General features: G+C 65.0%; 20 protein-coding genes. 10 read left to right on the forward strand and 10 right to left on the reverse strand.

Going from position 1 to position 26117, the window contains the following annotated elements:
* The first annotated feature begins 214 nt into the window (after nt 1–214).
* Together AC1KVG_RS18365 and AC1KVG_RS18370 are read left to right on the forward strand one after the other, a co-directional pair.
* Entirely contained in the window at nt 215–2317 is a 2103-nt protein-coding gene (locus AC1KVG_RS18365) for a M13 family metallopeptidase (RefSeq protein ID WP_481095328.1), read from the forward strand.
* Nucleotides 2318–2471: 154 nt separating this feature from the next.
* Entirely contained in the window at nt 2472–4034 is a 1563-nt protein-coding gene (locus tag AC1KVG_RS18370; RefSeq protein WP_481095329.1) for a phospholipase D family protein, read from the forward strand.
* 23 nt (nt 4035–4057) lie between these two features.
* Here the strand turns inward: AC1KVG_RS18370 and AC1KVG_RS18375 are convergent, their stop codons facing one another.
* From AC1KVG_RS18375 to AC1KVG_RS18405, 7 genes are all read right to left on the reverse strand, one after another.
* A complete protein-coding gene (locus AC1KVG_RS18375) occupies nt 4058–5197 on the reverse strand; it encodes a protein-glutamate methylesterase/protein-glutamine glutaminase (RefSeq protein ID WP_043911542.1) in 1140 nt (379 codons plus the stop codon).
* The gene (locus AC1KVG_RS18380) at nt 5194–6000 is read right to left on the reverse strand and encodes a CheR family methyltransferase (RefSeq protein ID WP_481095330.1); all 807 of its coding nucleotides are present in this window, start codon (nt 5998–6000) and stop codon (nt 5194–5196) included. The genes AC1KVG_RS18375 and AC1KVG_RS18380 overlap by 4 nt, the downstream gene beginning before the upstream one ends.
* Nucleotides 6001–6004: 4 nt before the next feature.
* Complete coding sequence (locus tag AC1KVG_RS18385; protein WP_176341458.1) at nt 6005–7288, reverse strand: EAL domain-containing response regulator; 1284 nt, start codon at nt 7286–7288, stop codon at nt 6005–6007.
* A 28-nt stretch (nt 7289–7316) separates the two neighbouring features.
* The gene (locus AC1KVG_RS18390; protein ID WP_481095331.1) at nt 7317–7838 is read right to left on the reverse strand and encodes a chemotaxis protein CheW; all 522 of its coding nucleotides are present in this window, start codon (nt 7836–7838) and stop codon (nt 7317–7319) included.
* A 10-nt stretch (nt 7839–7848) separates the two neighbouring features.
* The gene (locus tag AC1KVG_RS18395; RefSeq protein ID WP_481095332.1) at nt 7849–10005 is read right to left on the reverse strand and encodes a methyl-accepting chemotaxis protein; all 2157 of its coding nucleotides are present in this window, start codon (nt 10003–10005) and stop codon (nt 7849–7851) included.
* Nucleotides 10006–10073: 68 nt separating this feature from the next.
* Nucleotides 10074–12089 (reverse strand): chemotaxis protein CheA, encoded by a 2016-nt coding sequence (locus AC1KVG_RS18400; protein ID WP_481095333.1) that lies wholly within the window; start codon nt 12087–12089, stop codon nt 10074–10076.
* Between the two features lie 18 nt (nt 12090–12107).
* On the reverse strand, nt 12108–12437 hold the full coding sequence (locus AC1KVG_RS18405; protein ID WP_006451387.1) for an STAS domain-containing protein: 330 nt from the start codon (nt 12435–12437) through the stop codon (nt 12108–12110).
* A gap of 39 nt (nt 12438–12476) precedes the next feature.
* Between AC1KVG_RS18405 and AC1KVG_RS18410 the strand changes: the two genes are divergently transcribed.
* Entirely contained in the window at nt 12477–12773 is a 297-nt protein-coding gene (locus AC1KVG_RS18410; RefSeq protein WP_481095334.1) for a hypothetical protein, read from the forward strand.
* Nucleotides 12774–12945: 172 nt separating this feature from the next.
* On the opposite strand, the gene mfd is transcribed toward AC1KVG_RS18410, so the two are convergent.
* The 3 genes from mfd to AC1KVG_RS18425 form a co-directional block, all read right to left on the reverse strand.
* Nucleotides 12946–16416: a transcription-repair coupling factor gene (mfd, locus tag AC1KVG_RS18415; protein ID WP_481095335.1), complete on the reverse strand. Its 3471-nt coding sequence runs from the start codon at nt 16414–16416 to the stop codon at nt 12946–12948.
* Nucleotides 16417–16971: 555 nt separating this feature from the next.
* Nucleotides 16972–17514 (reverse strand): GNAT family N-acetyltransferase, encoded by a 543-nt coding sequence (locus AC1KVG_RS18420; protein WP_006450344.1) that lies wholly within the window; start codon nt 17512–17514, stop codon nt 16972–16974.
* Between the two features lie 192 nt (nt 17515–17706).
* Nucleotides 17707–18615, reverse strand: a complete 909-nt coding sequence (locus tag AC1KVG_RS18425; RefSeq protein ID WP_043889774.1) for a 23S rRNA (adenine(2030)-N(6))-methyltransferase RlmJ — start codon at nt 18613–18615, stop codon at nt 17707–17709.
* A gap of 34 nt (nt 18616–18649) precedes the next feature.
* On the opposite strand from AC1KVG_RS18425, the gene creB reads away from it, so the two are divergent.
* The 7 genes from creB to AC1KVG_RS18460 all read left to right on the forward strand — a co-directional run bounded on the left by creB (nt 18650) and on the right by AC1KVG_RS18460 (nt 26080).
* Nucleotides 18650–19354 carry a two-component system response regulator CreB gene (gene creB, locus AC1KVG_RS18430; protein WP_181110756.1) on the forward strand — a complete coding sequence of 235 codons (705 nt, stop codon included), beginning with the start codon at nt 18650–18652 and terminating at the stop codon, nt 19352–19354.
* Nucleotides 19355–19402: 48 nt separating this feature from the next.
* Nucleotides 19403–20851 carry a two-component system sensor histidine kinase CreC gene (creC, locus tag AC1KVG_RS18435; protein ID WP_481095336.1) on the forward strand — a complete coding sequence of 483 codons (1449 nt, stop codon included), beginning with the start codon at nt 19403–19405 and terminating at the stop codon, nt 20849–20851.
* Between the two features lie 777 nt (nt 20852–21628).
* Nucleotides 21629–22948, forward strand: a complete 1320-nt coding sequence (creD, locus tag AC1KVG_RS18440) for a cell envelope integrity protein CreD (protein ID WP_481095337.1) — start codon at nt 21629–21631, stop codon at nt 22946–22948.
* Between the two features lie 7 nt (nt 22949–22955).
* Nucleotides 22956–23378 carry a hypothetical protein gene (locus tag AC1KVG_RS18445; RefSeq protein ID WP_481095338.1) on the forward strand — a complete coding sequence of 141 codons (423 nt, stop codon included), beginning with the start codon at nt 22956–22958 and terminating at the stop codon, nt 23376–23378.
* 43 nt (nt 23379–23421) lie between these two features.
* Nucleotides 23422–24024 carry a GNAT family N-acetyltransferase gene (locus tag AC1KVG_RS18450; RefSeq protein WP_481095339.1) on the forward strand — a complete coding sequence of 201 codons (603 nt, stop codon included), beginning with the start codon at nt 23422–23424 and terminating at the stop codon, nt 24022–24024.
* A 58-nt stretch (nt 24025–24082) separates the two neighbouring features.
* Nucleotides 24083–24967 carry a carbon-nitrogen hydrolase family protein gene (locus AC1KVG_RS18455; RefSeq protein ID WP_481095340.1) on the forward strand — a complete coding sequence of 295 codons (885 nt, stop codon included), beginning with the start codon at nt 24083–24085 and terminating at the stop codon, nt 24965–24967.
* A gap of 21 nt (nt 24968–24988) precedes the next feature.
* Nucleotides 24989–26080: a DUF3616 domain-containing protein gene (locus AC1KVG_RS18460; protein WP_229011375.1), complete on the forward strand. Its 1092-nt coding sequence runs from the start codon at nt 24989–24991 to the stop codon at nt 26078–26080.
* Nucleotides 26081–26117 lie beyond the last annotated feature (37 nt).

Raw genomic sequence — 26117 nt, forward strand, 5'->3', positions numbered from 1 at the left:
TGGCGCGTCATGCGCCGGAAGGCAGCGTTCGATCAGTTGACGACAGAACCTCATGAGCGCCAGGTTGGATGGCGCACAGATGATCTTTCCCCAAAGCGCGATCTCTGACGTCAGGGCGTCGTGGTGTCGCTGCAATGACTTGCGTGGTTGTCTTTCGGACGATCACCTACTTTTTCGACTGCGCATGACGCGGTCTTGTGCCTTGGAGAATTCAATGATGTTGAGCAAGTTCGCCCCGCTATCGCTTGCGGTGGCCATCGCGGTGATGCTGTCGGCGTGTGGTAAATCCGATGACGCTGCAAAGCCGGCGTTTACTGCGCCACAGGCCGCGCCGACCAGGGTGGATGTGTCCAAGCTCGATGCGCCGATCGTGGCGTTCGGCATCAACGATCTGGATCCGGCCATCAACGCGTGCCAGGACCTCAACGGATTCGTCAACGCCAAGTGGCTCAAGGCCAACCCGGTGCCATCGGACCGCACCAGCTGGGGCAGTTTCGAAGTGCTGGCCGAGCGTTCGCTGACCATCCAGCACGCACTGGTGGAGCAGTTGGCGCGCGGCAATCTGTCGGCCGGCTCGGTGGATGCCAAGATCGCCGACCTGTGGCGCACCGGCTCGGACGAAGCGGCGATCGACAAGGCCGGCATCACGCCGCTGCAGCCGCAGCTGAAGGCGATCGACGCGCTGAGCGATGCGCCGGCCATCGCCGCGTGGTTGCGCAACAGCTATGCGCAGGGCCAGGGCTTCATGTTCTCGTTCGGCGCCAATGCCGATTACAAGCATTCCGAACAGATGATCGCCTACGCGGGGCAGGGCGGTTTGGGCCTGCCCGAGAAGGGCTATTACACCGATCCGGCGCAGTCCAGGATCCGCGAGCAATACGTGGCCTACATCGCACGCGTGCTGGAATTGTCCGGCGTTCCGGCAGCGCAGGCGGCCACCCAGGCCAAGGCGGTAATGGCGTTCGAAACGCGCCTGGCCAACGCCTCGCTGTCGCGCATCGAGCTGCGCGACCCGGCCAAGCGCTACAACCCGGTCGATGTGGCCGGCGCCAACGCAGTGACACCGCACTTCGATTGGCAGGCGTTTTTCACTGAGCTCAAGGTGCCGGCCGCCACGTTCTCGTTGAGCCAGCCTGGCTACTTCGCCGAGCTCGATGCGATGCTGGCCGATACGCCGGTGGAGACCTGGAAGGCGTACCTGCGCTTCCACAGCGTGGATGAGGCAGCGCCGTATCTGGCCAAGCCGTTCGAGCAGGCCAACTTCGATTTCTACGCCAAGACGCTGCGTGGTCAAAAAGACATGCTGCCGCGCTGGAAGCGCACCTTGAACGCGGTCAACGAGGCGATGGGCGAGGCCTTGGGCCAGCTCTATGTGCAATCTGCGTTCTCTGCCGAGTCGAAGGAGCAGATGCAGCAGCTGGTGCAGAACCTGTCCGTTGCGCTCAAGGCGCGGCTGGAAAAACTCGACTGGATGAGCGCCGAAACCAAGCAGCGCGCACTGGAAAAATGGGCCAGCTTCACGCCCAAGATCGGCTACCCGGATCAGTGGCGCGATTGGTCTGGCCTGGAGACGCGTGGCGATGGATTTCTCGCCAACATGCAGGCCGCGCAGGCGTTCAACTATCGCTACATGCTGGACAAGATCGGCAAGCCGGTCGACAAGCGTGAGTGGCATATGACCCCGCAAACGGTGAACGCGTACTACAACGCCACCCGCAACGAGATCGTGTTTCCGGCGGCGATTTTGCAGCCGCCGTTCTTCGATCCCAAGGCCGACCCGGCATTGAACTATGGCGGCATCGGCGCGGTGATCGGGCACGAGATGATGCATGGCTACGACGATTCGGGCAGCCAGTTCGATGCCAAGGGCAACTTCGATATCTGGTGGACCGATGCGGACCGCAAGCTGTTCACTCAGCGCACCGATCAGCTGATGGCGCAGTTTGATGGCTACGAGGCGATCCCTGGCGTCAACGTCAAAGGCAAGCTGACCTTGGGCGAAAACATCGGCGACCTCGGTGGCCTGACCGTGGCCTTCGATGCCTTGCAGATGGCGTTGAAGGAGCAGCCGGATCTCAACAAACAGATCGATGGCTATACGCAGGATCAGCGCTTCTTCATGAACTGGGCCACGGTGTGGCGCCGCAACTTCACCGATGGCGAATTGCGCGTGCGCTTGAACACCGACCCGCATGCGCCGGCCAATTTCCGCGCCAATGGTGCGCCGTCGAACATGCCGGCGTTTGCGCAGGCATTCCAGTGCAAGCCTGGCGATGCGATGGTGCGTGGGGACAAGGATCGCGTCGCGATCTGGTAAGCGTGATTGCATCCGACGAGCACTGTTGCGGCAGCGCTCGTCGGAAACCCGCTGTTTTTGCGGGGTTTGTCGAGCTCGCTTGTGCGCTTGCGTCTGCACATCCACATGCATGTGCAGCGTCTAGACTGCCGCGCTCTGCAATACGGGGCCGGCAGTGACAAAGCGAAACATCTTCAAATGGATCGGCATCGGGGCGCTGGTGCTCGTGCTGGGTAGCGTGCTGTCGCTGTACGGTTACGGCCGCTTTGCCGATCGCCAGCGTGGCCCGGCGAGTCATGCGTTGCCAGCCACCGCATTGGCGACGCCGATCGATCAAGTCGTCGCGCCGCTGCAGCAGGCGCATGCCGATCAAACCGGCATGGTGATCCTGCCCGACAATATCGATGCGTTTGCGGTACGCGCTCTCACCGCGCGCGTGGCCGGGCGCAGCCTGGATCTGCAGTACTACATCTGGCATGCCGATTTCACCGGCAACCTGTTGCATAACGAACTGTTGCACGCGGCCGATCGCGGCGTGCGCGTGCGCCTGCTGCTGGACGACATGAACATCCACGGCAGCGATTCGGTGCTGGCGGCACTCGATAGTCATCCGCTAATCGAGATCCGCTTGTTCAATCCCACCCGCGCGCGCGAAGGCACGTTGATGCGTGGCGTGGAGATGGTGCTGCGCATGTTCAGCATCAATCGGCGCATGCACAACAAGGCCTGGATCGCCGATGGCCGCATCGCGGTGGTGGGTGGCCGCAACGTGGGCGATGAGTATTTCGACGCGGCGCGCGACACCAACTTCATGGACATGGACGCGGCGGTGATGGGGCCGGCAGTGGGTCAGGCCGAGCAGGTGTTCGATGCGTACTGGAACAGCCCCAATGCGCTGCCGCTGGCTGCGCTGGTGACGGCAAAGCCGCAGGCATTGGATGCGTTGCGCGGCAGTCTGGATGCTGGCCTGGAATCGGCACGCGCGCATCCCTACGTGGAGCGGCTGCGCCAATCGCCGAGCGTGCAGGCGTTGACGCAGGGCGAGCGCAAGGTGCATTGGCTGGATCGGGCGCGCATCGTCTCCGATCCGCCGGAAAAGGCCGAGGGTGCGCCGCCGCAGGCAGACTGGATGACGCCGACCTTGATCGGCGAGATGGCGCACGCGCAGCGCGAATTGAAAGTGATTTCGCCGTATTTCGTGCCGGGTGAAGAGGGCATGCGCTGGATCGGCGGGTTGCGTCGACGCAATGTGCGCGTCAGCGTGTTGACCAACTCCCTGGCTGCCAATGATGTCGTTGCCGTGCACAGCGGCTACGCCGATTACCGCGTGCCCTTGCTCACGCAAGGCGTGCGTCTGCACGAGCTCAAGCCGATGGGCAAGCCGGACGGCAGCCTGTTCGGGTCCAGCGGTGCCAGCCTGCATACCAAGGCGTTTGTGGTGGACGACAGCAGCGGCTTTATCGGCTCGTTCAACCTCGACCCGCGCTCGATGAACCTCAATACCGAGATGGGTTTGCTGTTCGACGACCGTGCGGTCAGCGCGGAACTGGAGCAGGTGTACAACCGCAAGATCGGTGCGCCCTTGAGTTATCGCGTGACCCTGGACCGGGGTGAGCTGCGCTGGCACGACGATGCGGCGCAGCCGCCCGAGGTGTGGTCGCAGGAGCCTGCAGCGAGCGTGTGGCGGCGTGGCGCAGCGACGGTGATGGGCTGGTTGCCGTTGGAGTCGCAGCTGTAACGCACTGCTCTTCGCGCAGCGCGCTACTGCAGCTGCGTTACGATCTCGCGCGCCATCGCGCCCAGCGGAAGAATGCGGTCGGCGCCGCCGCGCTTGATCGCTTCCTTGGGCATGCCGAACACGATGCTGGTGTGCTCGTCCTGTGCCACGGTGCGTGCGCCGGCCTGACGCATTTCCAGCAGGCCGGCAGCGCCATCGTCGCCCATGCCGGTCATGATGATGCCCAGTGCATTGCTGCCGGCGGCGCGTGCGGCCGAGCGGAACAGCACATCCACCGAGGGACGATGGCGGTTGACCGGCGGGCCTTCCATGACCTCGACGAAGTACTGCGCGCCACTGCGTCGCAGCAGCAAATGCTTGCCGCCTGGCGCGATCAACGCGCGGCCCGGCATCACCCGATCGTTGTTGGCAGCCTCTTTCACTGCGATCTGGCACAAACCATTCAGGCGTGCAGCAAAAGCAGCAGTGAATTTCTCCGGCATGTGCTGCACGATCACGATGCCGGGGCACACGCGCGGCAACGCGGTCAGCACTTCTTCCAGCGCCTGGGTGCCGCCGGTGGAGGTGCCGATGGCGACGATGCGCTCGGTGGTCTGCGCCAGCGCGCGCCCGCTTTGCGCCGGCAGGATCACATCGGCGGTGTGTTTGACCTCCGCTTCCAGCGGCACCGCAGTGACGCGCGCGGCCAGCCGTTTGACGTTGGCGCGTGCGGCGCTGCGCACGGTATTGACCAGTTCATCAGCCGAGTCGGTGAGGAATTGCTTGAGTCCCAGCCGCGGTTTGGTCACCACCGCCACCGCGCCGGCGGCCAGCGCATCCATCGTGACGCGCGCGCCTTTTTCGGTGAGCGTGGAGCAGATCACCACCGGTGTGGGCCGCTCGCTCATGATCTTGCGCAGGAAGGTGATGCCGTCCATGCGCGGCATTTCCACATCCAGCACGATCACGTCCGGCCATTGCTTGCGCATCTTCTCGATCGCCAGCAGCGGGTCGGCTGCAGTGGAGATGACCTCGATGTCGGCCGCGTCGTTGAGCACGCTCACCAGCACCTGGCGCACCACCGCCGAGTCGTCGACGACCATGGCCTTGATGGTCTTGGTGTTGGCAGCCGGGCTGGCGGCGGGGCGGTTGAAGGCTGTCGACACGGGCGATCCTTGGCTCAGGCCTTGCGGAAAATCGAGGGTGCCACCTGGACCAGATCGATGTCGAGTTCGCTCAGGCTTTCCGAATGGCCGATGCAGAAATGCCCGCCCGATTTGAGATTGGACAGCACGCGCAGGATCACCTCGCGCTTGGTCTGGCCATTGAAATAGATCATGACGTTGCGCAGGAAGATCGCATCGAAGCTGCCCAGCGCCGGCAACGCGGTATTGAGGTTGGCGTGCACGAACTTCACCCGATCGCGCAGCCGGCGTTCCACCAGCAAGGTACCGTCGTATTCGCCCTGGCCACGCAGACAATAGCGTTTGAGATAGGGCTGCGGAATGCCGTCGATGCGTTGCAAGGCGTAATGCCCGGTGCGTGCCTTGGCCAGCACGCGGGTGCTGATGTCGCTGCCGACCACCTCGAACGGGCGGCCTTGCAAGGTGTCGTCCAGCACCATCGCCATGCTGTAGGCCTCTTCGCCGCTGGAGCTGGCTGCGCTCCAGCACCGGAACGGCAGGCCGCCGCGATGGTCGCCGGCCAGCTTGCGCAGCAGCTCGAAGTGCTTGGGCTCGCGGAAAAAATAGGTTTCGTTGGTGGTCAGCAGGTCGATCGCGGTCTGGATCTCGGCGCGGTCCTGGCGGCTTTCCAGCAACTGCAGGTACTGCGTGTAGTTGCTGAACTGATGTTCGCGCAGGCGCTTGCCCAGGCGGCCGCACAACATGGCTTTTTTGCCGGAGGAAATGCTGATGCCAGCCGCTTCGAAGATGAAGCGCTGGAAGCGGCCGAATTCCTGTTCGGTGATGGCGGTGGCGGTGCTCATGGTCTCAGGCGACATCCGCATCGCTGGCCAGCGCGCTGTCGCTCAGGCGCGCGATGCGCACGGCGTGTTCGCGCCACCATTCCGACAGCATCGGCCCGGGCATCGGCGAGCCCATCAGATAGCCTTGCGCCAGATCGCAGCCGAGCTCGCGCAGCAGGCGCCAGTCCTCGGGTGTTTCCACGCCTTCGGCCACGGCGGTGAGTTCAAGCCGGTGCGCCAGTTCCAGGGTGGATTCGAGCACGGTGCGCTGGCTGCGGCTGCGATGCGCGGCATGCACGAAGCTGCGGTCCAGTTTGAGCTCGGTGAACGGAATGCTGGCCAGGCGCTGCAGCGAGGAGAAACCGGTGCCGTAATCGTCGATCGACAGACCAAAGCCATGCAGACGCAGTCGTGCCAGCATGCTCAAGGCATTGGCCGGCTCCACGATGGCGCTTTCGGTGAGTTCCAGCACCAGATCCGCAGGGCTCAGGCCGTTATCGCTCAGCTTGGCGCACAGCTGCTCGAGAAAATCCTGCTCGCTGAGCAGATTGGGCGAGAGGTTCAACGCCAGCGTCAGCTGGAATCCTTCTGCACGCCAGTCCACCAATTGCGCAATCGCCTTGTCGATCACCTGCTGGGTCAACGCATGGATCAAGCCCTCGCGTTCGGCCAATGGAATGAAGCGGTCCGGCCCGATCATGTCGCCTTGCGGGCGGCGCCAACGTGCGAGCGCTTCCACACCGCGCAGGCGGCCATCCTTGAGATCGAGTTTGGGTTGGTAGGCCACACGAATTTCGCCGCGGCGCATCGCACGGTCCAGGCGCGACGCGGCCGCGCCACCGCTGGACATCAGCGGCGACATCGCCGCCGGTGCAAACGCCGCTGCGCCAGCCGCGGGCTCGGGTTCGCACTCCAGCACAGTGGCCAGATCCTGCAGATGCATCGGCTTTTCGATGCCGCCGAGCACGCGTACGCCGGCGCTGCGGCTGAGCTGCATCACCGCATCGATCAAGGCGCCACCGCGTTGCGACACCACGATCACCGGCACGCTGTACTTGCCGCGCGCCAGTGCGTCGAGCAGCTGCACGCCATCCATGCCGGGCATTTCCAGATCGATCAGCAGCAGAGATGGCGCGATGGCGCTGCTCAACCAGGCCAGCGCAGCGTGGCCATCCACCGCGCCGTCGACCGCAACGGCGCCGAGTTGGCGGCACAGCGCCATCGCATGCTCGCGCTGGACCACGCTGTCGTCGACGACCAACACCGGGCCGTCCAGCGCGCAGCTGCAGGAGAGAAGGGTGGGGCGCATGGGAGTCCTTGCGTGCATGCGGAGCATGTCAGGCCGCCAGCTCGGCGACAGGAAGCTGGGCGAGGGTGTCGTTGCTCAGCACGGCATCGGCATCGAGCAGGATCACGAAGCGCTCGCCGATCTTGGCCATGGCCTGGATGAAATCGCGGGCGATGCCGGCGCCGAAGCTGGGCGCGCCGGCGATGTCATCGGGCGCGATGTCCAGCACTTCGCTGACCGCATCCACCAGCAAGCCGAGCACCTGCTGCGTACCGCCATGGGCGATCTCCACGATCACGATGCAGCTGCGCTTGGTGATTGCGCTGGCGCTGCGGCCGAAGCGTTGCTGCAGATCCACCACCGGCACCACCGCGCCGCGCAGGTTGATCACCCCGCTCAGGGCCGGCGGCATCATCGGCACGTCGGTGGGCGCGCGGTACTCGATGATTTCCTTGATGCCGAGAATGCCCAGGCCGAACATCTCCGTGCCCAGCAAAAAGGTCAGGTATTGCTGCGGTGCCGTCGAGGACGGCGCACTGGTGGTGTTGGCTGCGCTGCTGTGCGATTGCATCGTCGGTTCCTCAGAAGCTGGCGAACTGCGATTCGTCGATCGCATCGGCGGTGGCAGCCACTGCGCTGATCTGGCGCACGTTGGTGCGCCGCGGTGGCGCGCTGAGCGCGGTGCTGTTGCTGTGCGGCGCGATCCGGCGCGGACCCGGCTTGCTGCTGCTTGAGGCCACGGCGCGGCCGCCATTGCCGAGCCGGAAGAAGCCCATCAGCTGCTGCAGCTGCTCGGCCTGCGCGCTCATTTCCTCGGAGGTTGCCGCCAGTTCTTCGGCATTGGCAGCGGCCGATTGCGTGGTCTGGTTCAACTGTCCGACCGCGGTGTTGATCTGGCTGACGCCGGCGGTCTGTTCTTCGGAGGCAGCGGCGATTTCCTGCACCAGATCGGAGGTGCGGCGGATCGAGGGCACCATCTCGCCGAGCACGCGGCCGGCGCTTTCGGCCAGTTCCACGCTGGAACCGGCCACCTCGCCGATTTCCTGCGCGGCGATCTGGCTGCGCTCGGCCAGCTTGCGCACTTCCGCCGCGACCACCGCAAAGCCCTTGCCGTGTTCGCCGGCACGCGCGGCCTCGATGGCGGCGTTGAGCGCAAGCAGGTTGGTCTGGTAGGCGATGTCGTCGATGATGCCGATCTTCTTGGCAATGTCCTTCATCGCCACCACCGTGGCGCGCACGGTGTCGCCGCCGTCTGCGGCTTCGCTGGCGGCCTTGGCGGCCATGCTGTCGGTGACGCGTGCGTTCTCGGTGTTCTGTGCGATCGAGGCGGTCATCTGTTCCAGCGAGGCGCTGGTTTCTTCCACCCCGGCTGCCTGCTCGCTGGCGGCCTGTGCAAGCGCCTGCGCAGTGGCGCTGACCTGTTCGGAAGCGCTGGCCAGATTCTCGGCGTTGCGGTTGACCTCATCGACGATCTCGGTCAGCCGGCTCATGGTGGTGTTGACGTAGCGCTGCATGTCGGCGAATGCGCCTTCGTAGCGGCCTTCCACGGTGTGAGTGAGATCGCCGTCGGCCATCGCACCCATCACCTGGATGACTTCGGAGATGCTGCGCAGGTTGCCGCGCGCGCGCTCCACGGTGTCGTTGATGAAGGCCTTCTTGCCCGGCAGCTGCGCCAGCGGCGCGTCGAAGTTGCCGCGACCGAATTCGGCCACCACGCCCATCGCCAGTTTCTTCACCGCGATATGCGCACCCACCATCTGGTTGATGCCGGTGGCCATGCTGCGGAAATCGCCATCGAAGCCGCTGCTGTCGATCACCACATCGATATCGCCGGCTTCGTGTTCGGCCGACATGTGGTTGATCTCGCGGATCAAGCCGGTGAGGCTGCCGCGCACCTGTTCCAGGGTGTCGTTGATGAAGCGCTTCTTGCCCGGCAGCAACGGCAGCTGCGCGGTGAAGTTGCCGCGGCCGAACTCAGCCACGCAGGCGATGGCCTGCTTCTTGACTGCGATGTGGCTGGCCACCATCGCATTGATGCCTTCGGCCATGCGGCGGAAATCGCCGGTGAAGCGTTGCGTGTCGATGACCACGTCGATGTCGCCGGCATCGTGCTCGCTCGCCATGCGGTTGACCTCGGCGACCATGCCGGTGAGGTTGCCGCGGATCTGGTCGACGATCTCGTTGATGAAGGCCTTCTTGCCCGGCAGGCGCTCCAGCTCGGCGGAGAAGTTGCCGCGTCCGAACTCGGCCACGCAGGCCATGGCCTGTTTCTTCACCGCGATGTGGTTGGCGACCATGCGGTTGATGCCTTCGCCCATCGTGCGGAAGTCGCCGTCGAAGCGTGCCACGTCGATACGGACATCGATCTCGCCGGCGTCGTGTTCCTGCGAGACGCGGTTGATCTCGTCGTTGACATGGCGAATGCTGCTTTGCACCTTGCGCAGTGCACGCAAGACCTCACAAGCCTGCTCATCGCGCACCTGCGGCATGGCCACATCGAAGTTGCCGCGCGCGAATGCGTCCAGCGTGGTGGTGGCGATACTCAGCGAGTCGTTGGCGATGCGGATCGACCAGGCCAGCAACGCGCCGCTGACGAGGGCGGCCACCACGCTGGCGGCGAGCAGGGCGCCGTGCGACAGCGTCAGCGCAAAGCCGGCCACGACCACGACGACAGGCAGAACAAGGGCGAGGGCGGCGGTAAACCACAACTGGGTGGCGATTGGGAGACGGTGTGACATGGCGGCAGCTTCCTGGGGTCAGGGAACAACGAATAACGCGGTGATGTGGGGAGTGATGGTGTAAACGCTCAGGCCGCCAGGGCGTCCTGGTTGGGATGCAATTGCTGGAGCAGGCTGGGCACATCCAGAATCAGCGCGACATCGCCGCTGCCCAGGATGCTGGAGCCACTGATGCCTTTGACCTGTGCGAAGACCTTGGACAACGGCTTGATCACGGTTTGCCATTCGCCCAGCAGCGTGTCCACGACCAGGCCGAAGCGCTGCGCGCCCTGGCGGATCACCACGATGCTTTCGCGTGCAGGCGTCTTGCCGCCGAGCGCGAACAATTCGCGCAGGCGCACATACGGCAGCACGCTGCCGCGCAGATCGATGTAGTCGCTGGCGTAGTCGGGCGTGAACTCCACGCACTCTTCCACCACATCCAGAGGCACCACGAACACCGATTTGCCGACACCGACCTGGAAGCCGTTGATGATGGCCAGCGTCAGCGGCAGCCGCACAGAAATGGTGGTGCCCACGCCGGCGGTGCTGTCGATCTCCACGGTGCCGCGCAGCGCGGTGATGTTGCGCTTGACCACGTCCATGCCGACGCCGCGCCCGGACAGGTTGGTGACTTTTTCGGCAGTGGAAAAGCCCGGCTCGAAGATCATCGCGAACACTTCGCGGTCGCTGAGCTGGCGGCCGGGTTCGATCAGGCCGCGTTCCAGCGCCTTGGCCAGGATGCGGTCGCGGTTCAAGCCGCCGCCGTCGTCGGTGATCTGGATGACGATGCTGCCGGAGTCGTGATAGGCGTTCAGGCCAACAGTGCCGCGTGCGGGCTTGCCGTGTGCCACGCGCACGTCGGCCGGCTCGATGCCGTGGTCCATCGCATTGCGCACCAGATGGGTGAGCGGGTCGCCGATCTTTTCCACCACCGACTTGTCCAGTTCGGTGTCTTCGCCGGCCACCACCAGCGCGATGTCCTTGCCGAGTTCGCGTGCCACGTCGTGCACTACGCGCTGGAAGCGGCCGAAGGTGCCGCCGATCTTGACCATGCGCAGTTGCAAGGCGCTCTCGCGTACGTCTTCCACCAGGCCGGCCAGGATCGAGGCCGATTCCAGCAACTGTGCGTCGCCGGTGCGCTGCGCGTTGGCGTTGGTGCCGGCCACCGCGATGATGAGTTCGCCGACCAGATCGATCATGCGATCGAGTTTGTCGGCGTCCACACGGATCGAGCGCGCCTCGGCGTTGCGTGAGGCACCTTCCTGGGGGGCGCGTGGCGGCGTTGCAGCCGAGGTTGAATTCGGAACCGCAGCGAGCGTGCTGGCGACGGGTGCAAGCGCTGCAGGCTCGATGACGAGAAGGGCGGCCGCCTCGGTCGGTGCCGGCACCGAGGTGATCTCCAGATCGCAATCCTCGCGCACGAACTCGAACACTTCTTCGATCGCGGCGCGGTCGGCATCGCTGCGCAACAGGATCTGGAAACCGAGATAGTTGGCTTCCGGATCGAGGTCTTCAAACGTCGGCAATTGGCTGTAATCGGTGCTGATCGATTCGACCGACCCCAGGCCGCGCAGATTGCGAATCAGCTTGAGCGGCGAGTTGCCGAAGCGCAGTGCGTCGGCAAACAGCGTCAACGAAATACGCCAGTAACCACTTCGTTTTTCAGGTGTGCCGAGCTGGATGGCGGCCCCGGTGACGCCGCACACGCTGCCTTGCAGATAGGTCTTCAACTGCGCGAGCAACGGCTCGGCCTCGGTCGCCAGTGCAGCCGCATCGGCGTGGCTTGGATCGGCCGCGGTTTCCACCAAGGCGTGGATGTGATCGCAGCACACCAGCAGCAGCGCGATCAATTCAGAGCTCAGGCTCAGCGCTTCATCGCGCACCAGATCCAGCACGCTTTCCAGCACATGGGTGAAGCCGACCAGCTGCGGCAGATCGAACAACCCGCCCGAGCCCTTGATGGTATGCGCCGCGCGAAAGATCGCGTTGACCGCATCGGGCGAAGACTCGCCACGCTCGGCTTCGAGCAGATGGCGTTCCATGTCTTCGAGCAGATCCCGGCTCTCGGCCAGAAAGGTCTGCATCAGCTGGTTCATGTCCATGCGCGTGTTACCTGTCCGTTAGTGAATGCGTTCGCCGAGGCACGCGACCGCATGCGGGTACAGCGCTTCGAGCAGGCCGAGCAGTTCGATCACATCGACCACCGCACGGCTGGAATCGGTGAGCGAAAACGGCCGCCCATCGGCCTGGATCGCCTGCTTGGTGGCCAGCAGCAACTGCAGGCCGGTGGTGTCGATCTCGCTGACCGCAGCGAGGTCCAGATGCAATCCACCCGGGTGCAGCAATGCCGGCTGCAAGAGCGGCTTGAGTTCTGCAGCGCGACGGATCGTCATCTCGCCTTCCAGGGCGAGTGTCAGCGGCGCGGGTAGAGCGGACAGTGGCGTGTTCATTGATGCCTCAAGCGATGCGATGGCGCACGGATGCGCGCCATGACGCGGAAGAAGGTCGCTCCGGCGTGGGCTTGCGTGGGCAGCTCTGCACACGGGGACATGCCGGTCTATGCAGGTATCGGCGCGCGGCAGGAATATTTAGGCAAAATTCAGCGCGGTGACGGATTTGAGAAATCCATCACTGCCTGGGCATTAATTGCTCAGGTTTGTCGCAAGCAGGCTCGGGAGTCGAATGTCCCGGACAGTCCTGCAGGACAGATAGCCGCATTTCGGTCGAATTCTTTAATGCATGCGGGATGGGTGTTCTGCAGTGTCACTGCAGAAAATGCGCATTAGAAAGGCCACACGTGTCGTGGGGCGGTATCGCAGAGTGCGATGGGTTTTAGTGAAAATGCCGCATCGAGTTCGATGATCTTTGCGCAGCGATTGCAACGTGATCGACGCGTCCTTGCGTCGTCTATTGTCGAGATCGGTGCGCCAAGCAAACGCAACCGATGAAGCAGGCCTTTTATCTCGGCGCCAGCATCGTCAACAAGCCACGTGCCGCATTGAAACGATCCGCACCTTCCGGCAGCGGCAGCTTGATGCGCAGCTTGTCCGGGCCGTCCATGGTGTAGATCTTGGGCTGCTTCTGGATCATCTGGATCACCGCGACCGGGTCGATCGACGGCTTGGCCTCGAATACCAGACGGCCGCCGTTTTCGCCCAGATCCAGCTTGCGCACACCCAGCGCGTTGGCCTGCAGCTTGAGCTCGGCAATGGCGAACAGATGCTTGACCGGATCCGGCAGCAGGCCGAAGCGGTCGATCATCTCCACCTGCAACTCGCGCAGGGCATCGCTGTTGCGCGCACTGGAGATGCGCTTGTACAGCGTCAGCCGGGTGTGCACATCGGGCAGATAATCTGCGGGAATCAACGAGGCCACATGCAGCTCGACCTCGGCACCGCGCACTTCGTCGCCGGCATCCAGATCGGGCAGGTTGCCCTGGCGAATGCTGCGCACTGCGCGTTCCAGCAACTCGGTGTACAGGCTGAAGCCGACCTCGGCCATCTGCCCGCTCTGGTCCTCGCCCAGCAGCTCGCCGGCGCCGCGGATTTCCAGATCGTGCGTGGCCAACGTGAAGCCGGCGCCGAGCTCGTCCATCGAGGCGATCGCTTCCAGACGCTTCTCGGCATCGGCGGTGATCGAGCGACGGTCCGGCACCACCAGATACGCGTAAGCGCGGTGATGCGAACGACCGACGCGGCCGCGCAACTGATGCAACTGGGCCAGGCCGAAGCGATCGGCGCGGTTGATGATGATGGTGTTGGCGTTGGGAATGTCGATGCCCGATTCGATGATCGTGGTCGACAGCAACACATTGAAGCGCTGCTTCTGGAAATCCAGCATCACCCGTTCCAGCTCGCGCTCGGGCATCTGCCCGTGCGCGATGCCGATGCGCGCCTCCGGTACCAGTTCGGACAAGTCGCGCTGCATGCGCACGATGCTTTCCACATCGTTGTGCAGGAAATACAGCTGCCCGCCGCGGCTGAGCTCGCGCTGAAATGCCTCGCGCAACAACGCGTTGTCCCAGGCAGTGATGAAGGTCTGCACCGCCAGCCGGTTCGGCGGCGGGGTGGCGATGATCGACAGATCGCGCAAACCGGCCATGGCCATGTTGAGCGTGCGCGGAATCGGCGTGGCAGTGAGCGTGAGCAGATGCACGTTGGCGCGCATCGCCTTGAGCGCTTCCTTCTGCCGCACGCCGAAGCGCTGTTCTTCGTCGACGACGACCAGGCCCAGATCCTTGAACTTCACATCCGGCTGCAGCAAACGATGGGTGCCGATGATGACGTCGATATCGCCGCTGGCGACCTTCTCCAGCTCGGCCTTGATTTCCTTGGTGCTCTTGAAGCGCGAGAGCACTTCCACCTTCATCGGGTAATCGGCGAAGCGGTCGCGGAAATTGCGGTAATGCTGCTCGGCCAGCAACGTGGTCGGCACCAAGACGGCAACCTGCTTGCCGGCGCTGGCGGCGGCGAATGCGGCGCGCACGGCCACCTCGGTCTTGCCGAAGCCCACATCGCCGCAGACCACGCGGTCCATCGGCTGGCTGCTGCCCAGATCGCGCAACGTGGCATCGATGGCGGCCAACTGATCGGGGGTTTCTTCAAAGGGAAAGCCGGCCGCGAACGGCTCGTACATCGCGCGGTCCACCTGCAAGGCCAGACCGGCACGTGCACGTCGGCGGGCCTGGATTTCCAGCAACTCGGCCGCCACGTCGCGCACCTTTTCGGCCGCCTTGCGCTTGGCCTTGGTCCATTGCTCGCCGCCCAGCGAATGCAGCGGCGCGGTCTCGGCCGAGGCACCGGAATAACGGCTGATCAGATGCAGTTGCGCCACCGGCACATACAGCCGGTCGCCCTTGGCGTATTCGATTTCCAGGAACTCACCGGGCATGCCGCCGGCATCGAGCACGATCAGCCCGCGGTAGCGGCCCACACCGTGGTCTTCGTGCACGATCGGCGCGCCTTCGGACAGCTCGCCCAGATCGCGGATGATCGCTTCCGGCTCGCGGCCCACACGTCGCGTGCGACGCGGCTGGTTGGCCCGCTCGGGAAACAGCTGGCGCTCGGTCAGCACCGCAATCTGCGGGTTGTCCAGCGCAAAGCCGTCTTCCAGCGGCGCCACGGTAATACCGAAGCGCAGCTTGGGCACGGCCAGGAAGGCGGGCAGGTCGGCCACCACCTCCGGCTTCAATTGCGCCGCCGCCAGCACTTCCATCAATGCTTCGCGGCGACCGGCCGAATCCGATGCCACCAGCACGCGGCCCGGGTAGTGGCTCAGGAACGAGGCCAGCGCCTGACCTGCAGGTGCGTCTTTTGCCGCCACCGGCAGCGGCGGCAACGGTTGGTCGCCAAGGGCGACGGCCTCGTCGATACGCGGATGGTCGCTGGCCCAGACTTCGATGCGGGCCAGCTTGTTGAGCCGCTCGCGCAATGCATCCGGCGATTGATACAGCTCGTCCGGCGTCAGCAGCGGGCGCTCCACATCGTGGCGGCGCTGTTCGTAGCGGTCCTGCGCCTGCGCCCAGAACGTGTCGGCCGCGTTGGACACGCCGGTGGCGATCAACGGCAGCGTGCGCTTGTCCAGATAATCGAACAAGGTGGCGGTCTTGCTGAAGAACATCGGCAGGTAATACTCGACGCCCGACGGCGCCAGACCCGATTTCAGATCCTGATACAGCGCGCTGCGCCGGGTATCCACATCGAAACGTTCGCGCAGGCAGGCCAGCACGCGTTCGATGCTGGCATCGTCCATCGGCACTTCGCGGCCGGGCAGCAATTTGACGGCATCGACCTTGTCCAGCGAGCGCTGCGATTCCGGGTCGAAGGCGCGGATCGAGTCGATATCCTCGTCCAGCAGCTCCACGCGCAACGGCGTGGCTTCGCCCATCGGAAACACGTCCAGCAAGCCGCCGCGCACCGCAAAATCGCCCGGGTCCATCACCTGCGGCACGTTGCGGTAGCCGGCGCTTTCCAGGCGGCGTTTTTCCGCATCCAGATCCAGCCGCTGCCCGACCTTCAGATCGAAGCTGCCGCCGACGATGTAGCTCAGCGGCGCCAGCTGCTGCATCAGTGTCTGCACCGGCACGATCACCACACCACGGGTCAGTGTGGGCAGACGGTGCAGCGCAGCCAAACGCTGGCTAATGATTTCCGGGTGCGGACTGAACTGGTCGTAGGGCAGGGTCTCCCAATCGGGAAACGGAACCACCGACAAGCTGGCGTGCTCGCCAAGCAGGGCATGCAGATCCGATTCGATCTGGTGCGCGCTCTGGTTATCGCGTGCGATCACCAGCAGCGGGCCGGCATGCGCCTCGGCGGCGCGCGCGATCGACCAGGCCAGCGCAGTCGGCGAAGACGGGGCGCGCCAATAGGCACGAAGCTGGCCGGACTTGGGCAGCGGCGGAGAGGGGAAGGTGGTTGGCGACGGCATCAGCCGGCAATTTTACCAGAGCGCCCGCTGCGACCGGTCCATTCGGTGTGAAAGCGGGCGTTGGGCCGCTTGCTTACATGGGCGCCGCAGGGTCTAGTGGTACGTAACGATTTGCTGGTACCAGGCAAACCCCAGTTAGTCGAGGGCGCGGTGTCCTCACCGCTTGCGGGACACGCCGTGAATCCGTCCGTGGAGGCTCAGTGGCGGCATCCATGCCGCCACATGGTCCCGCAATCGGTGAGGACACCGCACCAGGCAGTCAGTCGGTTGTTTCATTAAAAGCCTGTCCGTTGCTTGGCTTGTTTTGTGAAGCTGAGCGGACGCGCCGTTATCCAATCAACGCAGGTCATGCATTGCTTGCACCCTGCACACCGACCGTCTCCACTGGTCCTTGCCCGCCCACCATCGCGGGACCTTACGCGGCATGGATGCCGCGTAAGAGCCTACATGGACGTACTTGCGGCGTGTCCCGCGATGGTGGGCGGGCAAGGGCCCTGCAACCAAGTAACAGATCAGCCGCTCTGAGCGGAATCCCGAATCCCGAATCCCGGCGAATCAGGCATCCAGCTCCAACACCATGCGCACCAGCTCCGGCGAATCCGGATGCGGCTGCGGCTTGAAGCCCAGCGACTCGGCCAACTGCAGCATCGGCACGTTGCTTTGCAGCACATCGCCGAACAGGCAGTCCAGATACTTGCGCCGCGCCCACTTGACCAGCTTGCGCATCAGCTGCCGCCCCAGACCCTGGCCGGCGACGAAGCTGCTGACCAGAATGGTGTACTCGGCCTGGCGGGTGCCCGGCACCAGCGCTGCGCGCGCGACTGCGCCAACCAGCGCCTCGCCCGGCGGCAACTGCTCGGCGGCGACCAGCACGATCTCGCTCTTGGGATTGGGATGGGTCAGGCGCTGCACCATCTCCGGCGTGATTTCGGCGGAGGAGCGCACGAAGCGCTCGCGGATTTCCTCCGGTCCCAACAAGCTGAAAGCCCCCTGCAGCGGCGGACCGTCCTCAGGACGGATCGGTCGGAGCAGAAGGGTGCGGCCATTGGGCAGACTGAAGTTTTCATGCCAGGGAGGCATGCGATTGCGAATGGCCATGACCGGTGTTCCTTGAAGATCGGAAGATTCTGGCACCAGCCCAGCGCACAACCGTGAATGAATCCGGTGCGCCGCTGGGGGCCGTTTGGAGGGTGGCAGTGCTTCCCACATCACTGTACCGAGCGATACCGTGATCCAGTCGTGAGTATGCAGCTGCGGTTGCCGGCGCGTATGGCGCCCGGCCCCGATGACTCAGGCGTCCTGGCGCAGCCATTCCAGCCGCGTCGAGGCACCGGCCTCGCCGAGGTGCTTCTTCAGCACCGGCAGCGCAGGCGCCAGCACCTGGTCGAACTGCCACGGCGCGTTGACGATCAGCAGCCCGCTGCCGGTCAGGCGCAGCGGCGAGTCGTCCGGGCGCACCTGCAGCTCGGCCACCAGCACCGACTTGGCCGGCAGCGTGGCGGCCTTGCGCATGAACGGCTGCAGGCTGCGGCGCAGCTTGATCGGGTACCACACCATGCACATCGCCTGCGGCCAGCGCGCCAGGGTTTCGCGCACGCTGTGGATGACCTGCGGGTACTCGGCCTCCTGCGACTCGTACGGCGGGTCGATCAGCACCAGCCCGCGGCCGATTTTGGTCTCGCCGGCGCGCGGCGGCACGAAGGCGCGAATCGCCTCATAGCCATCGCCGGCATGCACGCGCACGCGGCTGTCCTTGGCGAACAGGCGCTTGAGCGCCTCGGCCTCTTCCGGCTGTAACTCGCAGAACGCCATGCGGTCCTGCTCGCGCAACGCTTGTGCGGCCAGCAACGGCGAGCCGGGGTAGTGGTTGATCTGGATGCCAGCGGTGGGCCGCGCCGGCTTCTGGCCGGGTGTGGACGGGCGGGCGACGGTCTGGTTGTCGGCCTGCACCGCGCGCAGATAGCGTTCGACCACCTCGGGCAGGGTCGACTCGGCCATCAGCCGCATCACCCCGGCATCGGCCTCGTTGGTCTTGCGGCTTTCTTCGCCACCGAGCTGGTAGCGCCCGCGCCCGGCGTGGGTATCGAGCACGAAGAACGGCGTGTCCTTGCGCTTGAGGGTGTCGATCAGCGCCAGCAAGGCGATGTGCTTGAGCACGTCGGCATGGTTGCCGGCATGGAAGGCGTGGCGATAGTTCATCGCGGCAGTGTACGGGCCGCGCCAGCATGCGGCTATGCTGCGCGCCATGTCCGAGTCCCCCGCCCGCGTGCTCGTCGTCGAAGACGAAGCCGCCATTGCCGATACCGTGCTGTACGCGCTGCGCAGCGAAGGCTATGCGCCCGAGCATTGCCTGCTGGGTCGCGATGCGTTGGCGCGGCTGCGCGCCGACCCGGCCGATGTGGTGGTGCTGGACGTGGGCCTGCCGGACATCAACGGCTTCGAGGTGTGCCGCACGCTGCGCAGTTTCAGCGACGTGCCGGTGATCTTCCTGACCGCGCGCAACGACGAGATCGACCGCGTACTCGGGTTCGAACTGGGTGCCGACGACTACATGGCCAAGCCGTTCTCCCCGCGCGAGCTGGTGGCGCGGGTGCGCGCGCGGCTGCGTCGCCGCAATGTGGCCGCAGTCGCGGAGGCGGGCTGGCAGCCGCATGGCGCGTTTGCGATCGATCGCGAGGGCAGCCGCATCCGCTACGGCGAGGCGCTGCTGCCGCTGACCCGCTATGAGTACGCGCTGCTGTCGGCATTGTTGCAGCGCCCCGGCGCGATCCTCAGCCGCGCGCAGCTGATGGACCGCGGCTGGGATGCCAGCGCCGACAGTGCCGACCGCACCGTCGATACCCATATCAAGACGCTGCGCGGCAAGCTGCGCCAGGCCGGCGTGCCGGCCGACCCGATCCGCACCCACCGTGGCCTTGGCTACGCGCTGGAGCTGTAGGCATGGCCGCGTGCAGGCGTCGCGTTGTTCTCCAGGCCGGGGTCTGACATGCGGCTCGGTCTCAAGCTGTTCCTGGGCTTCTTTCTGATCGTCGGGCTGGCCGCGTTCTTCGTGATGCGGGTGTTCGTCAACGAGGTCAAACCGGGTGTGCGCCAGGCGATGGAATCCACGCTGGTGGATGCGGCCAATGTGCTGGCGGAAATGGCCAGCGGCGAATTGGCCGGCGGCACCATCGCCACCGGCAGCTTTGCGCGCAACGTGGCGCAGGCGCAGCGGCGCGATCCCAAAGCCTGGGTATGGCGGTTCCGCAAGAACGATGTGGCCTACCGCGTCACCGTCACCGATGCGCGCGGCGTGGTCGTCTTCGATTCGCTGGGCCGCGATGTGGGCCGCGACAACTCACGCTGGAACGATGTCTATCGCACCTTACGCGGCGAATATGGCGCGCGCTCCAGCCCTGAGGTCGATGGTGACCCGACCGCCACGGTGATGCATGTGGCCGCGCCGATCTATGCACCGAACGATGCGAGCAAATTGATCGGCGTGCTGACGCTGGCGCAGCCCAATCGCAGCATCGACCCGTTTATCGAGGCCAGCCAGCGCAATATTTTGCAACGCGGTGCCTGGTTGATTGGTATTTCCGCATTGATCGGCATCTTGATGACCTGGTGGCTGATGCGCGGCATCGGCCGGCTCAATCGTTACGCGCAGGCGGTGAGCGCGGGCATTCCGGTGCCGCCGCCCAAACCGCGCGGCGATGAAATCGGCGCCCTGGGCCAGGCGCTGGAAAGCATGCGCCGCAAGCTGGAAGGCAAGGCCTACGTGGAGCAGTACGTGCAGTCGCTGACGCACGAGATGAAGAGCCCGCTGGCGGCGATCCGTGGTGCGTCCGAGCTGTTGGCCGAGCCATTGCCGGAAACCGATCGCCAGCACTTCGTCGCCAGCATCCGTGCGCAGGAGCTGCGGCTGACCGAGACCATCGACAAGCTGCTGGCACTGGCCGAGGTGGAGCAGCACGGTTGGTTGCAAAAGCGCGAGCGCATCGCTGTGGCTGGCTTGCTGCAGGCAGCAGTGGATGCGGTTCTGACACGCGCGACAGCGGCCGGCGTGCGGGTGGAAATCGATGTCGCATCTGATGCAGCGCACGAGCACTACGTGCTCGGCGACGGGTTTCTGCTGCGCCAGGCGCTGATCAATCTGCTGGAAAACGCCATCGCGTTTTCGCCGGAAGGCAGCACCGTGCACTTGCGCACGCAGGTGCACGACGGTCACTTGCAGTGGTCGGTCGAAGACCGCGGCAGCGGCGTGCCGGACTACGCACTGGAACGGGTGTTCGAGCGTTTCTACTCGTTGGCCCGCCCGCAGACCGGGCAACGCAGTTCCGGGCTCGGCTTGCCGTTCGTGCGGGAAGTTGCGCGCCTGCACGGCGGCGAAGTAGCGCTGGGCAATCGCGAGGGCGGCGGCGCCGTGGCGACGTTGCGGCTGCCGGCCGGCTGATCTGCGGCTTGGCTGCAGGGCCCTTGCCCGCCCACCATCGCGGGACACGCTGCAAGTACGTCCTTGTAAGCTCTTACGCGGCATCCATGCCGCGTAAGGTCCCGCGACGGTGGGCGGGCAAGGACCAGTGGAGATGGTCGGTGTGCATGTTTTCAACAAAGCAGCCGACTAACTTTTCTGGTGCGGTGTCCTCACCGCTTGCGGGACCGTGTGGCGGCATGGATGCCGCCACCGAGCCCCCAGGGATGGGTTTACGGCGTGTCCCGCGAGCGGTGAGGGCACCGCGCCCTCGATGCTGCAGGGCCTTGCCCGCCCACCATCGCGGGACACGCTGCAAGTACGTCCGTGTAGGCTCTTACGCGGCATCCATGCCGCGTAAGGTCCCGCGACGGTGGGCAGGCAAGGACCAGTCGAGATGGTCGGTGTGCATGGCTTTCAACAAAGCACCCAGCAAACTGGCTGGCGCCGTGTCCTGTTCTCAATAAAGCAATCAGCAACCTGTCTGGTGCGGTGTCCTCGCCGATTGCGGGACCGTGTGGCGGCATGGATGCCGCCACCGAGCCTCCAGGGATGGATTCACGGCGTGTCCCGCGAGCGGTGAGGGCACCGCGCCCTCGACCCAGGCGAGCGCTTGCCAGTTTTTGTTAGCCCCTCTAATTGCAGCAAGACACGACGATTCGCCGGCTGATTGCCCACTTCACATTCGCTTCAAATTCGCCTCAAACCCTCCACACCCGCGCATCGCACCCTGGCCACCTCCCAGAATGAGGATGGCCGATGAAATCCCTGAAACTGTTGTTGCGGTTCGCCACCATCGGCGGGCTGATCCTGCTGCTGCTGATTCCGTTGCTGTTGATCCGCGGCGCCGTGCAGGACCGCGCCCGCTACCGCGACGAGGCGGTGGAGCGGGTGGCGCAGAGCAAGGCCGGCGAGCAGCAGTTCATCGCGCCGGTGCGGGTGCTGCCGTATACCGAGGACGTGCAGGTCACCGAGCCGGACGAGCAGGGCAACCAGCGCAAGGTGTGGCGCAAACGCGAAGGCGCGCTGCTGCAGACGCCGCGCAGCCTGAAACTCAGCGGCGAGATGGTGCCCTCGGTGCGCGAAGTGGGCCTGTATCGGGTGCAGGTGTATTCCTGGAAAGCGACCCTGCATGCCGAGTACGCACCGTTTGACTACGTCGCCGCGCCGACCCGCGTGTATGGCCAGCCACACCTGGCGGTGGGCATTTCCGATGTGCGCGGGCTGGTGGGCACACCGCGCCTGCAGGTGGATGGACGCACGCTGGCACTGGAAAGCGGCGCAGGCGCATTGGCCGATCGCTCGGCAGGGATCCATGCCCAACTGAGCCTGCTGGCCGACCCGGTCGCCGGCCGCGTGCAGGACGGCAACGTGGTGGATATGCAGTTCGTGCTGGACGGCACGCGCCGGCTTGCCATCGCACCGATCGCCGACAATAACGAGATCGCCTTGCGCTCCAGCTGGCAACACCCGTCCTTCGGCGGCCGCTTCCTGCCGAACGCTCCGAGCATCGGGCCGAAGGGCTTCGATGCCAGCTGGTCGCTGTCGTCGCTGGCCACCGGTGCGCAGACCCAGTTGCAGTCCAGCCAATCGTCGCTGGATACGCTGGAAGTGCGCCTGGTCGACCCGGTGGACGTGTATACCCAGGCCGACCGCGCCAGCAAGTACGGCATCCTGTTCGTGGTGCTGACGTTTGTGGCGTTCGTGTTGTTCGAGTTGATCAAGCGCTTACCGATTCACCCGCTGCAATACCTGCTGGTCGGTCTGGCGTTGGCAATCTTCTTCCTGTTACTGCTGAGCCTTTCCGAGCACATCGCGTTCTGGCAGGCGTATCTGGTGTCTGCCGCGGCGTGTATCGGTCTGCAGTTCTTCTATCTGTCTGGGGTATTGCGCAGCTGGGCGCGCGCGGCGGGGTTTTCGGTGATGCTCACCGCATTGTATGGAGTGCTCTACAGCCTGCTGGTCTCCGAAGACAACGCGCTGCTGATGGGATCGTTGCTGCTGTTCGGTATCCTGGCCAGCATCATGTGGGTCACCCGCAAGCTCGATTGGTACGAGCTTGGCAACAGCCTGCGCTGAGGCCGGCATGCTCGCTCACGCACAGGTACACCGGCGGGCGCAGCGTTTGCTGCCCGCCGGGATCGACACGGTGGCGCTGCTTCCCGCAGCGCCACTGCAACGCTGGGAATGTTCGCCATTGTCGGCATTGCCGCTCGGCCGTGAGGGGCGCGGCGGCGTGATCGGCCTGCGCCTGCATGCAGCCACTGCTCAGGCGCTGCGCACGGGCGGAGCCGGTTTTTTGAAGGCGGCGCAGCAGCACAAAGCGCGGCCTGGCACGGCGCCGACGCGCAGCTACGGGCCATGGCAGCGGTTGAACAACGGCAGCTATTGGACTCGCAGTACCGATGCACTGCTCGGGGTGCTGCTGGCCGCCGAAGAAGCGGCGGTGTGGCTGCTATGGCAGCACCCCGATGCGGCGGGTCCGTGCAACGACCGTTGGCTGCGGTGATGCTCGATGTGGCAGGCGGGTCAGGCTCGCTTACCATGCAGGCATGACTGGTTCCTCCCTGATCGTCGAAACGGTGCGCGGCACGGACGTGTTGCCGCATCTGGATGCGGTAGCGCAGCTGCGCATCGCGGTGTTCCGGGCATGGCCGTATCTGTACGAGGGCGATGCCGATTACGAACGCGGTTATCTGGCTGCGTATGCGGCCTCGCCGGATAGCGTGTTCGTGCTGGCACGCGATGGCGATGCGGTGATCGGTGCCTCTACCGGTTTGCCGTTGCTCGACGACAGCGAGGCCTTCCACGTGCCATTTCGCGTGGCCGGCATCGACCCCGCCAGCGTGTTCTATTTTGGCGAGTCGGTGTTGCTGCCGGCGTATCGCGGGCAGGGGATCGGTCACGCATTTTTCGACCGACGTGAAGCACATGCACGCACTTTGGGCCGATTCGCGCTCACTGCGTTTTGCTCTGTGGAGCGCGCACTCGACGATCCGCGCAAGCCGGCCGACTACCGCCCCAACGATGTGTTCTGGCGCAAGCGTGGCTATGTACCGCAACCGGGCATGCGCGTGCAGCTGGCGTGGGCAGAGTTGCAACATGGCGAGATCGACCACAGTTTGAGCGTATGGACGCGTGCGGTGTCGTCATGATTGCCAACGAGCGCCTCGCCACGTCGTACCTTCCGATCAATCGCAACAAGGCCACCAGATGAAAATCGCCGTCGCCAAATATCCGATCGGCAAACCCGCCGATTTCGCTGCGTTCGCCGCGCGTCAATCCGAGTTGGTGAGTGAGGCCGCCGCTGCCGGCGCACGTGTGCTGGTACTGCCGGAATATCTGGCGCTGGAGTTGGGCGCAACCTTCGGCACGCAGGTTTCTGCCGGTTTGCCGGAGTCGCTGGCGGCGATCCAGGTGCTGCGTGCGCCGTGGCTGGAGCTGTTTTCCGGATTGGCGCGCCAGCATCAGGTACATCTGATTGCCGGCAGCTTTCTGCTGGATTTGGGCCAGGGCCGCTACCGCAATCGCAGCGACTGGTTCACGCCCGACGGCCTGCATGGCTGGCAGGACAAACTGCAGCTCACCGGCTTCGAAAAGGCCACCGGGCTGATCGATCCCGGCGATGCGCTGAAGGTGTTCGAGCTGGATGGCGTGCGCGCAGCCATTGCCATCTGCTACGACAGCGAATTTCCGCTGCCGGTGCGTGCGCAGTACGAAGCAGGTGCGCGGCTGTTGATCGTGCCCAGTTGCACCGACACCGCCGCCGGGGCGATGCGGGTGCGCATCGGCTGCCTGGCGCGCGCGCTGGAAAATCGTGTGTTCGTGGCGCAATCGGTCACCGCCGGCGAGGCGCCGTGGAGCCCGGCACTGGACATCAATACCGGCGAGGCGGCGGTGTTCGCGCCGATGGATGTCGGCTTCCCGGCCGATGGCGTGCTGGCACAAACGCACGGCGATACGGTGTGGGCCTATGCGGAGCTGGACTTCGACGCCTTCGAAGCCAGCCGCGCACACGCGCAGGTTGCCAACGACCGCGATTGGCACGGGCAGTTGGCCGCTCACGTAGCGCGTGCCAAGCTGGCCGCGTTCGACTGACCTATCACCCACCAGGTTCCCATGGCCAAGAAAACCCTGATTCCGCACAGCGTCCGTCTCGAATTCGCGCCCGGTGCGCTGGTGCACAGCAATCTGTCCGGCGCGGCCTTCACCGACGACTGGCTGTGGGTGGCTGGCGACGAAGCCTGCGCGGTGGATCGGCTGCGCAAGCTCGATCCCGTGCAGCGCGAGACGCTGCGCTTCGGCGAAGGGCACAGCTTTGCGCTGGCCGAGTTGCTGGATCTGCCGGGCGAGGCGGCCGAGGAGGCGGATCTGGAAGGCATGGCGCTGTCGGATGGATTTCTGTGGGTGATCGGCTCGCATGGCCTCAAACGCAAAAATGCCAAACGCAGCCGCGACGATGCCGAAAACGCCAAGCGCCTGACCAAGCTCAAACTCGATGCCAACCGCCGCCTGCTGGCCTGTCTGCCGATCGAACGCGATGCCGACGGCACCCCGCGACTGGTACGCGAAGCCGCCGACGGCCGTCGCGCGCTGCGACTCAAGGGCGATGCCAAGCACAACCAGCTCACCGACCTGCTGGCCGACGACCCGCATTTCGGCCCGTTTCTGAAGATCCCCGGCAAGGACAACGGCTTCGATATCGAAGGCATCGTGGTGGACGGCCAACGGCTGCTGCTTGGCCTGCGTGGGCCGGTGCTGCGCGGCTGGTCGGCAATGCTGGAGATCCGGGTCGAGGCGCATGGCGATCATCTGCGCCTGGCGCCGCTGGACGAAGACGGCACGCTGTTGCGCAAGCACTTCCTGCAACTGGGCGGGCTGGGCATCCGCGACCTGCATTATTCCGGCGACGATCTGTACCTGTTGGCCGGGCCGACCATGGTGCTGAACGGCGAAATCCGCCTGTTCAAATGGCCGGACGCGCGCGCGGCGCTGGCCGCCAACCAGGCGCCGGTGCGCTTTCAGCACGACCTGCTGGAATCGGCGGTGCTGCCGCATGGCACCGACAGCGACCGTGCCGAGGCGATCTGCAACCTTCCCAAACACCTGGCCGGCAACACGCCCAGTTGGCTGGTGCTGTACGACGCACCAGGCCCGGCGCGCAGTGGTGGCGATTGCGTGGTCTACGGCGACCTGCTGCGCAACCGCTGAGCCGCAAGCGGGCAGGTCTGCGCTGCGCAAGGTAAAA

This window comes from Xanthomonas sp. NCPPB 3959 (genome assembly GCF_056675575.1).